Origin of the sequence: Roseobacter cerasinus (assembly GCF_009811755.1) — a bacterium.
Taxonomy (GTDB): Bacteria; Pseudomonadota; Alphaproteobacteria; order Rhodobacterales; family Rhodobacteraceae; genus Roseobacter; species Roseobacter cerasinus.
Genome location: NZ_BLIV01000011.1, coordinates 45585 through 58353, shown reverse-complemented (window position 1 = coordinate 58353; position 12769 = coordinate 45585). Strand labels below are relative to the sequence as shown.

Annotated in this window: 11 protein-coding genes; 4 read left to right on the top strand and 7 right to left on the bottom strand. The window is 60.7% G+C overall.

The window, feature by feature from the left end; genetic code table 11:
• Positions 1-12: 12 nt before the first annotated feature.
• Positions 13-1248 (bottom strand): bifunctional alpha/beta hydrolase/OsmC family protein, encoded by a 1236-nt coding sequence (locus So717_RS20640; protein WP_159980863.1) that lies wholly within the window; start codon positions 1246-1248, stop codon positions 13-15.
• A gap of 260 nt (positions 1249-1508) precedes the next feature.
• On the opposite strand from So717_RS20640, the gene So717_RS20635 reads away from it, so the two are divergent.
• Together So717_RS20635 and So717_RS20630 are read left to right on the top strand one after the other, a co-directional pair.
• Entirely contained in the window at positions 1509-2312 is an 804-nt protein-coding gene (locus So717_RS20635; RefSeq protein WP_159980861.1) for a penicillin-binding transpeptidase domain-containing protein, read from the top strand.
• Positions 2313-2455: 143 nt separating this feature from the next.
• The gene (locus So717_RS20630) at positions 2456-4078 is read left to right on the top strand and encodes a DUF4139 domain-containing protein (protein ID WP_159980859.1); all 1623 of its coding nucleotides are present in this window, start codon (positions 2456-2458) and stop codon (positions 4076-4078) included.
• 140 nt (positions 4079-4218) lie between these two features.
• Here So717_RS20630 and dddP read toward each other — a convergent pair whose 3' ends face one another.
• Positions 4219-5559 (bottom strand): dimethylsulfonioproprionate lyase DddP, encoded by a 1341-nt coding sequence (gene dddP / locus So717_RS20625; protein ID WP_159980857.1) that lies wholly within the window; start codon positions 5557-5559, stop codon positions 4219-4221.
• 123 nt (positions 5560-5682) lie between these two features.
• Between dddP and So717_RS20620 the strand changes: the two genes are divergently transcribed.
• Positions 5683-6417 (top strand): heme-dependent oxidative N-demethylase family protein, encoded by a 735-nt coding sequence (locus So717_RS20620; protein WP_159980855.1) that lies wholly within the window; start codon positions 5683-5685, stop codon positions 6415-6417.
• A gap of 14 nt (positions 6418-6431) precedes the next feature.
• Here the strand turns inward: So717_RS20620 and So717_RS20615 are convergent, their stop codons facing one another.
• The 4 genes from So717_RS20615 to So717_RS20600 form a co-directional block, all read right to left on the bottom strand.
• Positions 6432-6875 (bottom strand): glyoxalase superfamily protein, encoded by a 444-nt coding sequence (locus So717_RS20615; protein WP_306439510.1) that lies wholly within the window; start codon positions 6873-6875, stop codon positions 6432-6434.
• Positions 6876-7054: 179 nt separating this feature from the next.
• Entirely contained in the window at positions 7055-7975 is a 921-nt protein-coding gene (locus So717_RS20610; RefSeq protein WP_159980851.1) for an alpha/beta fold hydrolase, read from the bottom strand.
• A 334-nt stretch (positions 7976-8309) separates the two neighbouring features.
• Positions 8310-9713, bottom strand: a complete 1404-nt coding sequence (gene glnA / locus So717_RS20605) for a type I glutamate--ammonia ligase (RefSeq protein ID WP_159980849.1) — start codon at positions 9711-9713, stop codon at positions 8310-8312.
• A gap of 44 nt (positions 9714-9757) precedes the next feature.
• Complete coding sequence (locus tag So717_RS20600; RefSeq protein ID WP_159980846.1) at positions 9758-10096, bottom strand: P-II family nitrogen regulator; 339 nt, start codon at positions 10094-10096, stop codon at positions 9758-9760.
• Positions 10097-10288: 192 nt separating this feature from the next.
• Between So717_RS20600 and So717_RS20595 the strand changes: the two genes are divergently transcribed.
• The gene (locus So717_RS20595; RefSeq protein WP_306439509.1) at positions 10289-11806 is read left to right on the top strand and encodes an NAD(P)H-hydrate dehydratase; all 1518 of its coding nucleotides are present in this window, start codon (positions 10289-10291) and stop codon (positions 11804-11806) included.
• Between the two features lie 225 nt (positions 11807-12031).
• Here So717_RS20595 and So717_RS20590 read toward each other — a convergent pair whose 3' ends face one another.
• Complete coding sequence (locus So717_RS20590; protein WP_159980842.1) at positions 12032-12541, bottom strand: Hint domain-containing protein; 510 nt, start codon at positions 12539-12541, stop codon at positions 12032-12034.
• Positions 12542-12769 lie beyond the last annotated feature (228 nt).

The following is a 12769-nucleotide window of genomic DNA, read 5'->3' as shown; positions in this document are numbered from 1 at the left end:
CGGGGCTTTGGTTTACACCGGTTCGGAGGCCGTGTCTTCGACCAGTTCGGTGATCACGGTGGAGCTGCGTTCCAATGTGCGGTGGACAGGGCACTTATCGGCGATCTCCAAGAGGCGGGCGCGTTGCGCGGCGTCAAGCTGACCTGTTAGTGTGATCCGCCGTTTCCAGGTGTCGATCTGCTCGCCGACGGCTGTTTCTGCATCCTGCGCATGGACCTTGTTGTGGCTGACATCGACCGATACATGGGTCAGCGGCCAGCCCTTGCGGCGGGCGTACATGCGCAAGGTCATGGAGGTACAGGCGCCCAGCCCGGCAGAGAGAAAGCCGTAGGGGCTGAGCCCTCTATTGGTGCCGCCATAAGCCAGTGGCTCATCCGCGAGCAGGTGGTGGCCATCGGAGGAGGTGATGTCGGTGAGATACCCATCCGGGTCCGCTTCTGACACGCGCAAGACGCCCTCCGGGGCCCCAGGGGGCGGGGCCGGGGGGCACAGCGTGATGTACCGGCGCGCCCAGGTGGCAATCACATCAGCGGCGTAGTCGGCGTCTTCTGGGCGGGTGATCAGGTGATCGGCGCTGTCAAGGGTGACGAAGCTCTTGGGATGCTTTGCGGTCTGGAAGATATCGCCTGCATTGTCGATGGAGACAATTTCGTCACGCGGTGCATGCATCACAAGCAGGGCCGCGTTGAGTGTGGCGATGGCCGGGGTCAGCTCGTTGTGTGCGACATCCTCAACAAACCCTCGCCCGATGCGGAAAGGACGCCCGCCCAGCGACAATTCGGCACTGCCATGCGCCTCAATCTCCGGCAACGCATCCGCAAAGTTGTGGGTGACATGGCCGGGGTCAGAGGGAGCTCCAAGCGTTGCCACGGCTTTGATTGTCTCCAATTTGGCGCCTGCTTTGAGAACAGCAGCCCCGCCCAGAGAGTGACCGATGAGAAGAGCCGGGGCCATACCACGCCCGTTCAGATAGCGGCTGGCCGCAATCAGATCATCTACATTCGAGGTGAAGGTGGTGTTGGCAAATTCGCCACGAGAGTGGCCGAGCCCGGTAAAGTCAAAGCGTAGGACCGCGATCCCCATGGAGGAGAGCCGCGCTGCGATCCGCCGGGCCGCCGGGATGTCCTTGCCGCAGGTGAAGCAATGGGCAAAGAGCGCCGTCGCCAGATGTGGGCCGTCCGGCAAATCCAGCCGTGCAGCAAGCTCCGAGCCATCGTGGCCGGGAAAGGTGATCCGTTCTGTGGGCATGGCAGCGCTCCTTTGTGCTTTCAGAGTGGGACGGGCGTGCGCGCCATGCAAGAGGTGTGACAGGGGGATCACGGGGAGGTGACGGCTTGCTGTCCTGTGTTGATGAGATTGCGCGCGATCTGCCGGGACGGGGTGCGCCCTTGGAGATCAGCAAAAACGCGCCGGGTCCGGTTTGGCGCGCGCCAAATGTGCTTTTGAGTCGTCCGCTGCCAGCGTAGACGTCGGGCCAATGAGCAGAGATCAACAGGAGAAAAGATCGAATGAGCCTAGTGAGATGGATCGTGGCCTGCGTGGTTCTGGCCGGAGGGGCCATGGCGCAACCTATTGATATTTCAGACTATGTCGCCGATGCGGGGATTGAGAACGCCACAACGGCGGTGGTTGTGCAGCGGCTGTCGGACGGGCAGGTCTGGAGCAGCAACTTCGCCCGGGCCGAAGAGCGGTTTCAGCCAGCATCCACCTCGAAAATTCCGCATACGCTGATCGCCCTGGAAACCGGCTATGCCACGCCGCAGACCATCTTTAAATGGGACGGCAAGGCGCGGTTCCTGGACTCCTGGAACCAGGATCAGGCGCTGCCGCAGGCGTTTCAGCGCTCCGCCGTCTGGGTCTATCAGGAGATTGCGCAGGGTCTGGGTGGCGCGGTGATGTCGGACTGGTTGACCCGCTTTAACTACGGCAATGCTGATGTGGGCGGGGCAGAGGACCTTCAGACCTATTGGCTGCGGGGACCACTGGCGATCAGCGCAGAGGAGCAGATCGGGTTTCTGGCGCAGTTGGCGCGCGAGGAGCTGCCGCTGTCACGCCGCACCTATGCAGAGGCCCGAGAGATCATGAGGGCAGAGGTGCAGGACACAGCGACGCTCTATGCCAAGAGCGGTTACAATCTTCGCCGGGGGCAGGATGATCTGGGTTGGTATGTCGGTTGGGTGGTCCGGGGAGACGAGATACATGTCTTTGCGGTGAACATGGATCTGTCGGGGTTTGATGCCGCGCCGGAGCGTCAGAGATTGACGCGCCACGTGCTGGATCAATTGCAGATCTTCCCGTTACCGAAGTCGTGATCCAGCGGCTAGGGGCGCGAGACAAGCTGGGTCCCGGAATGGCAAAGCAGGGGTTTCAGCGCATGATGGGACAAGACAACGCTTTCAATTGCGGCCAGACGGCGGCACCATCTCCATATCTGGACTAAGAAAGTTGGGCCGTCATGAAAATCAGACTGCTTTGGTTCTCCTTGCTGTGTGTCGCCTCGCCGGCGTTCTGCGAAACCTTCATTGTCACCAGCGCGCCAAGCTCCGCTATTGTCTATATTGGAGGCGCCAAGGTGACGCGCAAGCTGACCTTGGAGCTGCCAGCCGGTCGCCACAGTATCGTTTTGCCGGACCTGCCTCCCGAACTCGAATACCAGGTTCCGCAAATTGCAGTGACGAACGCGATCTTGGGGCCGGTCTCGGTGCGGAAAGATGCGTTGCCGCCCCTCGTTGACGCGGAGACAGAAGACATTGTCGCCGCGCGGGCGCAGTTGCAAAGCGCCGAAGCCGCGCTGGCCAATCACATGGATGACGAGGCCCGTGTGATGTCAGCTGCGGAAGCTGCGACCATGCAGATAGATTTTCTCAGAACATTGGCGAAGAATGAAGGACTGTCCTCGGACGCGGGCAACCTGCATGAGATTGCGGTTATGGTCGGAGAACAGACCCGACGCGCACGACAGCAGATACTGGATGCAGAAAAGGCCGTGCGCGGCATGCGTGAGAGACGCGAAGACCTGGAAGACGCCGTCAAAAACGCGGATGAGGCCTTGGCCGTCTTACTGACGGCGGAGGAAGATCGCTTTCAAGCTGAACTCACGCTGTCGACGGAAACCGCGACAACTGCGGAGCTTTCCGTCTCTTACTTCGTGCCCGCCAACTGGGAGCCGCTCTACGATGTTTCCCTGTCCACAGCACAACCGGCACAGGTCAGCGTCCGGCGCGGTGCCGCTGTTGAGCAATACAGCGGCGAAGATTGGACAAATGTTGAGATGAGTCTGTCGACCTTGTCGGTATCGGAAAGGTTGATGCCTTATGACGTCTTTCCTCGAAAGCTCAGGGCCGTCGACCCAACACCTACTGCCAAGCCGTTGCACAGCAGCTCCAGGCAGCTCCAAGAGCAATTTGTGGAGGCTCCGGTTGTTGTGGAGGAGGTAGAAACCGCAGCGGCAATCTATGATGGCCCCGGTGTGACCTATGATGTACCTGCGCCCGTCACGGTGGCAAAAGATGTGGATGCGGTTCGGATTTCCCTGGATACGATCGCATTTCCCGCAGAGGTGTTTGCCCGTGCGGTTCCTCTCGCAGACGAAACGGCGTATCTCATGGCTCGGTTCACGAACAGGTCTGACGAGCCCATCTTCCGATCAGGAAATACCTTCTTCTCGGTTGACAATGAATTGGTCGGAGTGGCGGAGATGCCGGAAATTCCGGCCGGAGACGAGGGTGTTCTGGCGTTCGGGGCCATTGAAGACCTGCGACTGGAACGACAGGTGCTTGATCGAACTGATGGCGATACCGGTTTGATCAGCCGCTCAAACCTGCGGGCCGAAGAAACACGGATCATTGTGACCAATCTTGGCCAGAAATCATATGCATTGGAGCTGATTGGCCAGGTTCCTTACAGCGAGCAGGAAGATCTGGTGATCACATTCACTGCAGACCCGGAGTCTGCTGAGCAAAGGTATGAGGGCATGAGGGGGGTGTTGAAGTGGGATCTGAATATCCAGCCTGACCAGACCGCGCGCATTTTGCTCAATCAGAGTATTCGCTGGCCCGAAGATAAAGTGCTGGAGTGACAGCTCAACTGCGGTTCACAGATGGCCGATACCGCACCGGCATCTAAGCATCAGCTGTAACACGGTTTTGGGTCGCCGCTTGGCATCGGCGATGTGACTTCTCCACAAAACAAGTGATCGGGCGTCGCGGGTGCATGGTTTCAGGCGCCTTGCAGTGCGGCATCAAAGGGGTAGCGCGTCAGGTTCTCATAGCCGTCTTCGGTGATCAAAACCTGATCCTCCAGCTTGATCGAAAAGTCACCGCCCACCTCACCGCACAGCACTTCAACACAGAGGGTCATGCCCGGCTCAAGCGCATAGTCACAGTCGCCGGGGACCGCCTGATCCGGATAGGCGATCAAGGGCCATTCATCGCATAGGCCTACGCCATGCATGAGGCAGCTGTATTTCTGTCTTTGGTAGCAGTCGTCCAAACGGTGGCTCGCAGCCGTCAGCTCCGGGATGGTCACGCCGGGCCGCAACAGCTCCATGTTGCACTGGATGTGTTCGATGCTGTGCTGCATGGCGTAGATCATGTCAGGGCGCGGAGGCGCCTCGCCGATCCACCAGGTGCGTGAGATATCGGTGCAGATGCCATAGGTGCCCACCAGATCCGTGTCGAAGGCGATGATTTCATTGCGCTGACAGATCCGCGCGCCACATTCCTGAAACCAGGGGTTGGTGCGCGGCCCCGATGTCAGCAGCCGCGTTTCGATCCATTCGCCGCCGCGCTTGATGTTCTCGGCATGCAGCACCGCCCAGATGTCGTCCTCGCAGGTCTTGCCGTCTCCCACATGTGTGCGGGCAAAGTCTTCCATGGTGTGCACCGCCTGTTCGCACGCGTGTACGGCGCACCGCATGGCAAGGATTTCGTCAGGGCCTTTGACCGAACGTGCCTTTTCGGTGACCTCTTCACCGTCCATGATGGCATAGCCCTGCGCTTCCAGGCTGCGCAGCCCGTGCAGCATGATCTTGTCCACGGCCAGGCGTCGCTCTCCGGGAGCATGTGTGTCCAGCAAATCACGCACCTCTTTGGCGAAGACATCCGCTTGACGGCCCACCCTGTCACCACGGCTGAAATAGAACAGATCAGCGCCCGCGCGCTGTTCGCGCACGAGGGGGTTAAACTGTGACAGGAAGGGTGCGTTCTTGTAATCCCAGATCACCATGTAGCCGTCTGCGCAAAGCAGTACGGCGCGGAACGGGTTATGCGTGTTCCAAAGCTGCATGTTGGTCGAATCCGTGGCGTAGCGGATGTTCAGAGGGTCGGTCATCAGCAGCCCTGCATAGCCACGGTCAACGATACGCTGGGTCAGCCGTGCATGGCGGTAAGCCCGCATGGCTGGAAGATCGGGAAGGGCGAGCCCAGCGGCCTCCCACTCCGCAAAGGCCAGCTGAGTTGGTCCGATCTCGATGCGATTCTGATCGTTTGCCGTGCCATCGCCCAAGACCGCGCCACGATGGGGATCGATCTTGCGCGTGTTGCTGACATGCTGGTTCATCGCGGGCCGCCCTTGTGCTTGGGTCAGACTGCGCGCGAATCAGAGTGCGTGACTGTTTGTCTGCGACATCAACGGTGGTCGTAACTGGCGGACAGGGCCGGGATCGAAGGGTAAAGGCTTGTCATGGTTGAGATTTTACAGAAGTCCATTCCCGACGAGATGCGGCAGGCGCGCGCCCTGCCGGGGATACAGCCGCTGCAGGCCCCCTGGTTGCGGGTCGACGAGGCGTATGAAGCGCAAATGGCCCATCGCCGAGCGTTGATCGCGGCGCAGCGGGATGATGTCTATTGGCAGGATCCTGAGGCGGAGGCGGTCTCTGCGGAGGTGCTGGCTGAGGCGCTGGAGGCGCTGCCGGAGCTGGGGTTCCACATCGACGGGCGGCACTGCCGGTGCCCCGATGGGGTCGTGGTTGATTTGGAGAGTGATGTGCCGCTCGTCGTTCTCGGGCAGCTGGTACAGGAAGATATCTGCCTGATGGACAAACGCGGGGCAGAGCATGTTCTGGTCGCGGCTAACTTGTGTTTTCCAGCGCGCTGGCTGCTCAGCGAAAAGGCCGGGCGCCCTCTGATCCACATTCACGGCGCCGTCGAGAATTATGACGACGCGCTTGCGCGCCGTGTGCAGCGGCTGTTTGACGGGGTGCAGGTGGGTCGCCCGCTGTGGCGGTCTAACGGGTTGCCGTTCCATGACCCTGAGCTGTTCCAGCCCCGCTCGGTCCTCGACCCGCCGCAAAACAGGGAGGATGGGATCAGCGCCCCATACCACCGGGCCGAGCGGCAGTGCATTGTGCGGATGCCGCGCAGCGGGACGGTGGTGTTCTCCATTCACACTTATGTGGTGAGATCCGGGTGCCCCTAAGGGCGCCCGGAGGGTCAGGGCCGTGCCCAGTGATCGTCCAGCACCATCTGCGGCACGCCATCGGACGTCTTCTGCGGGCTGCGCCCCCGCGCATCCAGCGTGCAGCTGATGTGCTGACGCAGGCAGGAGAAATGCGGCGAACGTGCGACGTCGACAGGGGCGTCGAGCCGCAGGGTCAGCCGCCAGTGTGTGGTCCCCCGTTGTTGGGCGGCGCGGATATGGCCGCGAAACGGGTGACCGAGATAGCGGCCGGACACGCGCTGGCCAACCTGCCAGACAGGTTTGGGCTGCTCTCCGGCCCATGCGCTGAGCGTGTTCCAATCCCGCGCGCCCCATTGGTGAGCCACAGCTTCAAGTGCCGCACTGTGCGAAAGGGTTTGGCCGGTTTCGGCCAGTTTGATCCGCAAACGCTTGGCCTGAGCCTTGAGCGCATCGCGGGAGGGTAGGGCGATATCCATCATCCACTCCATTGGATCGCAGGACGGTACCGGGTGTTCGCATTGCCTGGCCGATGGCGACCCATTGGATCAGAGATCGGACGGTTCGCGCTGGCTTCACCACGGATGCGAACGGCAGGCGCCAGCGGCCTTGCGCTGCGTATAGGGCGCGCGCGCCCTTCGCGCAAGGCCACAGCGCGTCAGCTCAACAGGGCCAGATCGGTTGTGTTCATCTTACGTCGCGTCGGCATGGACTGCGCATCCTGCCCGGCAAGGGTCAGTGCTGCGTCGTGATAGAATTTGTCATTGTCGAACCACCAGCGGTGCGAGTTGAGGGCTGTGCGGTCCTGGAGCTTCACATCTTTGAGGTACTGTTCGTGGCTGTAGATATCCACGTGGTTCTTGTGAATGAGCGGTTTAATCCCGCTGCGACCAACCCGTTTGGCGCCGCCGTTCAGCACAACGGCGCCGTTCAGAATATCGTCGAGCTGGCTGAAGTAGTTCGTAAAGCGTCGACTGCGGTGTGCCAGGACCAACGCGCCCCAGGCGCCCTTGCTCATCCAATCCTGATCGGCGTCGCCGGACACAAAGAGGATCTGATTGGTTTTCCAGACCGAGGCGCCCGGGCCGCTGGCGTCATTGAAACCGGAAAACCCCCGCAGCGTCAGATAAGCGCCCATGGAGTGCGCGATCAGGTTGATCCTGTGGCGGGGGGCCAGGGTTAGCAGCGGCAGAATGCCGTCTTCGACCAGCGACGCCGCTGTTCTCTTGGCGTCCTTGCGGTCACGGGCGTAGGAGACGAGCGTACCGCGCCCGTCACTGGGCCAGTCAAAGCCAATGACTGCTCCGCGATAGCCATGCCTGCGCAGACCGGCCTCGATCTTGGCGGTGCGGGCCAGCATCTCGGATTGGGCGGTATTGTAGCCATGTACGAAGATGGTGATGTCGCGGCTGTGCGCCTGTGCTTTGACTTTGGCCAGCCAGTCTTTCTGTGAGATGACGTCTTTCTTGGTGACGTTTTTGGGATTGGTGGGGGCGAGGTAGTAGGTGTCCTTTGAGGGGTTCTTGGTAAAACGGTGCTTGGTGCCGTCGTACCCACGGCGGGAAAAAAACAGCGTCATGAAACAGGTCTCCGGAAAAAATGTGTCGATCAAATGTGGTGATGATGCACCAAAACCTGCAAAACGCAAAATTGGTTGGGATTTTTCTGTGATCCAATGGAGACCGCCCGTCTGGCGGAGCCAGACGGGCGGTCACATCTTTTATTGAAAGCCCGCAAAGCGGGCTTGCGCCTGCGGCGGGCGGGGCGCGTTGCGGCAGAGGTGGCGCGGGTTGCAGCGTATAGAAAAAGGCGCGGAAGGTATCCGCGCCTTTTGCTTATTGTTCGACCGGGCCAGCCGCAAGTTTCTTGCAAAAACTCGCTTTCCCGGCTCAGTTGCTAGAGGCCCTTGGCCTCTAGCAACTGTAATACATCCCGAATTCTACGGGGTGCGGTGTGTGCTCGTAGGTTTCGATCTCTTCCATCTTCAGCTCGATATAGCCTTCGATCTGATCCTTGGTGAAGACGTCACCCGCGAGCAGGAAGTCCATGTCGGCCTCCAACTCTTCGATGGCTTCGCGCAAGGAGCCGCAGACGGTCGGGATGCCTTCCAGCTCTTCGGCGGGCAGGTCGTAGAGGTTCTTGTCCATCGCCTCACCCGGGTCGATCTTGTTGGTGATCCCGTCCAGGCCGGCCATCAGCAGAGCTGCAAAGCACAGGTAGGGGTTCGCCGACGGATCGGGGAAGCGGGCCTCAACACGTTTGGCTTTCGGGCTCTCGGTCCACGGGATCCGGACACAGCCGGAGCGGTTGCGGGCCGAATAGGCGCGCAGCACGGGCGCCTCAAAGCCCGGGATCAGGCGCTTGTAGGAGTTCGTGGACGGGTTGGTGAAGGCGTTCAGCGCCTTCGCGTGCTTCAGGATACCGCCGATGAACCAGAGCGCTTCATCCGAGAGATCCGCGTATTTGTCGCCTGCAAAAAGCGGCTTGCCGTCTTTCCAGATCGACATGTTGCAGTGCATGCCAGTGCCGTTGTCGCCGTAGATCGGCTTGGGCATGAAGGTGGCGGACTTGCCGTAGGCGTGGGCCACGTTGTGGATCACATATTTGTACTTCTGCAGCTCATCGGCCTGTTTGGTCAGGCTGTCGAAGATCAGGCCTAGCTCGTGCTGGCAGGACGCCACCTCGTGGTGGTGCTTGTCCACCTTCATGCCCAGACGCTTCATGGTCGAGAGCATCTCGGAGCGCAGGTCCTGGCTCTCGTCGGTGGGGTTCACCGGGAAGTAGCCGCCCTTGACGCCGGGACGGTGACCCATGTTGCCCATCTCGTAGTCGGTGTCGGTGTTCCAGGAGGCGTCAATCGCATCAACCTCGTAGGACACTTTATTGATTTCGTTTGCGAACTTGACATTATCGAAGAGAAAGAATTCCGCCTCTGGACCGAAGTAAGCCACGTCACCGATGCCGGACGATTTGAGGTAAGCCTCGGCTTTTTCTGCGGTTGAGCGCGGGTCGCGCTCGTAGGCTTCGCCGGTGTCAGGCTCAACGATGGAGCAGTGCAGGCAGACAGTTTTCTCTGCATAGAAGGGGTCGACATAGGCGCTGTCCACATCGGGCATCAGCTTCATGTCGGAGGCTTCGATGGATTTCCAACCCGCGATGGAGGAGCCGTCGAACATGAAGCCTTCTTCAAGGAAGTCCTCGTCCACTTGGTCGGCCATCACTGTCACGTGCTGCAGCTTGCCACGCGGGTCGGTGAAGCGGATGTCGACGTAGGCCACATCCTCGTCCTTCATCATCTTCAAAAGATCTTTGCTCATTCTCGTATATCCCTCTTGGTTGGAATGATGTGTCTGTGCCGCGCTCAGAGCGCGTCAGATCCGGTTTCGCCGGTGCGGATGCGGATTGATTGCTCTACAGGCGAAATGAAAATCTTGCCGTCGCCAATCTTCTCGGTCTTGGCGGCGTCCACGATGGCGTCGACGGCGGCGTCGACCATGTCATCGTCCAGAACAATCTCGATTTTGACCTTTGGCAGAAAATCGACCACGTATTCGGCGCCGCGGTACAGTTCGGTGTGGCCCTTTTGGCGACCGAAACCCTTGACCTCGATGACGGACAGCCCCTGAACACCCACTTCCTGGAGGGCCTCTTTCACCTCGTCGAGCTTGAACGGCTTGATCACCGCTTCGATTTTCTTCATGGGGGCCTCCCTCGCCAATGTCCAAATGGTTCAGACCATTTCGGGCTGGAGTGGTCCATGGATTGACGTAGACTGCTCATGTTTGGCTACAAATTTGGCAAGAGTGCGCTTAAATTTCAGGCTGAACGCATAAAAAGTAATCAAAACTGAATCGACGGTACCTACATGCCCCAAATCTTGACCTCGGCACAGATGAGAACGCTTGAAATTGAGACGATGGCACAGGGTCATGTGACTGGCCGGGTGTTGATGGAGCGTGCGGGTCGGGGTGTTTGCGATGCTGTTTTTGAGGCTTGGCCGGACCTGACTGAGCAAGCAGGTCGCGCCTGTATTCTCTGTGGCCCCGGCAACAACGGGGGCGACGGCTATGTCGTCGCTCGGCTGCTGTGTGATCGGGGGTGGGGCGTCACCGTCTTTGCCTTGGGTGATCCGCGAAAACTGCCGCCAGACGCCCGGGCAAATCACACCCAATGGGCCGAGATGGGTCAGGTCAGACCAATCGAAGAGGCGCAGTTTGATGCGGAGACGATGCCGGATCTTGTTGTGGATGCGCTGTTCGGGATTGGACTGACCCGCGCTTTGACTGCGCCGCTCGACCGGCTGGCAGAGCAGCTCGCACAGGTTACTGCACAAGGCAGTGGCAGGGTGGTCGCGGTCGACGTGCCCTCCGGCATCTGTGCTGACAGCGGGCGCGCCCTCGGTGCGGCGGTTCGGGCCGATTTGACGGTGACATTTCACTGCTTCAAGCCGGGGCATGTGTTGGATGGGCCAGAGAGGGCGCATTCCAGCGCCACTGTTGTGAAGGACATCGGGCTGCCGAAAGCGCCCATGACCTCCATCCCGGGGCCGGCCGTTGCCTTGGCCACGGCGCCTGCCGCGGAGGATCTGCGCAAAGCGGGGCCTGCGCACAAATATACCCATGGGCACGCCGTGGTCTTGAGCGGACCGGCAGGGCGCACAGGTGCCGCCCGTTTGGCCGCTCGCGGGGCATTGAGGATCGGCGCAGGGCTGGTGACCGTGGCCGCGCGCGCCGACGCTCTGCCTGAGGTTGCCGCCCATCAGACAGCCGTGATGCAGCGCGTGGTTGACGACGCCGCAGATCTCAAGGCGTTCTTTGGCGCTGATACGCGGGCCAATGCGTTTTGTGCCGGTCCGGCCATGGGGGGCGGGGCAGGGGCGCGCGACATGCTTGCAGAGCTGCTGGCCCTGAAGCGCCCGACGGTTCTGGATGCAGACGCGCTGACGTTGTTGTCCGAAGACCAAAGCCTGCGTGACGCGCTGCACGGCAGTTGCGTATTGACACCGCATCAAGGGGAGTTTGCGCGGCTCTTCCCGGATTTGGCCGCGCGATATGCAGCGCCGCCAGTGTCCGGCCCGGCCTGCTCAAAGCTGGATGTGACGCTGGACGCGGCCGTGCAGACAGGCTCTGCAATTCTTTTCAAAGGCGCTGTCACAGTGATCGCAGATCCGCAGGGGCGCGCCGTTGTCAGCCCAGCCGACGACCGGACGGCCTGGCTTGCGACAGCTGGCTCCGGCGATGTTCTGGCGGGTTTCATCCTGGGGCTTATGGCGCGAGGGCACGCCCCGTTTCAGGCTGCGTGTCACGCGGTGTACTTGCATTGTGCCTGCGCCCGGCGGTTTGGCCCGGGTCTCGTTGCCGAGGATCTGCCCGAGACCTTGCCGGAGGTGTTTCGCGCGCTGGGTGTTTAGGATAAACCCGCTGATCTCTGCGGATCGGACCTGTCGTTCGTCTGTCTTGCCTTTTGCAACCCGCCATAGCACCGAGATGGGGAGCCTATTCAACCCTTCGCAGTTGAGGGTGGGCGCGGTGGCATCGCCGTTATGCCACCGCGCAGGACCACTCCACCTGAAGCGTCTCGACGTCGTGGACTCAAGTCCTGCCAAACCGACGCTACAGCAGAGGTTGACGTCGCTCTAGCGCATCTGATGGCTTGGTTCAGCAGTGTGGAGATCTGCGGTGCAAAGCTCCAGCCCATCCGCGAAGAGGATCTGCGGCGATGGGCAGTAGAGGCGATAGAGGGTCACCAGTTGTTGCCCGACATCCCGTACGAACTCGCCATCGACCAGGCTGCGGGCTCGTACCAGCGCCGATGTCTGTCCTTGAAACGCAGCCGCGCGCCAGTCGCTGAGATGCACGATCTGGTCCGCCGAGAGGAGCGCATCGCGGTCGGTGCGGCTATGGCCCAGCGAGCCCGCCAGAACATAAATGGCGGGGATAACGGCGCTCAACACATCAATCCGCATCACTGGCACCGCGCCGCGTCGGCTGAGAACATGATCCCCAACCCGTAGGCTTTCGACGGCGCGCTCACCTTTCAAAGTAAGCAATTGGGCCCCTTCAATGAGGCCGTGAAACGACCCCGGTGCTGTATCCGCACGCGCTGTACGAAGCCGGGTCCGGTGTTCCACCGCTCTTGATGCCATTTGCTTGTCTCCTTGGATGACCCGCAAATGAATTGAATACACAGAAAGATAACGCCTTCTTAACGTATGGCATTATTTTTGCTTTGGGGCGGTGCGCGCGGCATGTGTCTGCCACGAAACGCGCATGGCACGCGCGGCTGCCATTCGCGTGGTCCAACGCTACACGTGGCCGCGCAGGTGGGGATGCTCCGTGATGCGGCCACCTTCGCGCTGAGCATTGTCATACGG

Coding starts and splice junctions, on each gene's coding strand:
- So717_RS20640 (WP_159980863.1), bottom strand. CDS start 1,248: ATGCCCACAGAACGGATCACCTTTCCCGGCCACGATGGCTCGGAGCTT.
- So717_RS20635 (WP_159980861.1), top strand. CDS start 1,509: ATGAGCCTAGTGAGATGGATCGTGGCCTGCGTGGTTCTGGCCGGAGGG.
- So717_RS20630 (WP_159980859.1), top strand. CDS start 2,456: ATGAAAATCAGACTGCTTTGGTTCTCCTTGCTGTGTGTCGCCTCGCCG.
- dddP (WP_159980857.1), bottom strand. CDS start 5,559: ATGAACCAGCATGTCAGCAACACGCGCAAGATCGATCCCCATCGTGGC.
- So717_RS20620 (WP_159980855.1), top strand. CDS start 5,683: ATGGTTGAGATTTTACAGAAGTCCATTCCCGACGAGATGCGGCAGGCG.
- So717_RS20615 (WP_306439510.1), bottom strand. CDS start 6,875: ATGGATATCGCCCTACCCTCCCGCGATGCGCTCAAGGCTCAGGCCAAG.
- So717_RS20610 (WP_159980851.1), bottom strand. CDS start 7,975: ATGACGCTGTTTTTTTCCCGCCGTGGGTACGACGGCACCAAGCACCGT.
- glnA (WP_159980849.1), bottom strand. CDS start 9,713: ATGAGCAAAGATCTTTTGAAGATGATGAAGGACGAGGATGTGGCCTAC.
- So717_RS20600 (WP_159980846.1), bottom strand. CDS start 10,096: ATGAAGAAAATCGAAGCGGTGATCAAGCCGTTCAAGCTCGACGAGGTG.
- So717_RS20595 (WP_306439509.1), top strand. CDS start 10,289: ATGAGAACGCTTGAAATTGAGACGATGGCACAGGGTCATGTGACTGGC.
- So717_RS20590 (WP_159980842.1), bottom strand. CDS start 12,541: ATGGCATCAAGAGCGGTGGAACACCGGACCCGGCTTCGTACAGCGCGT.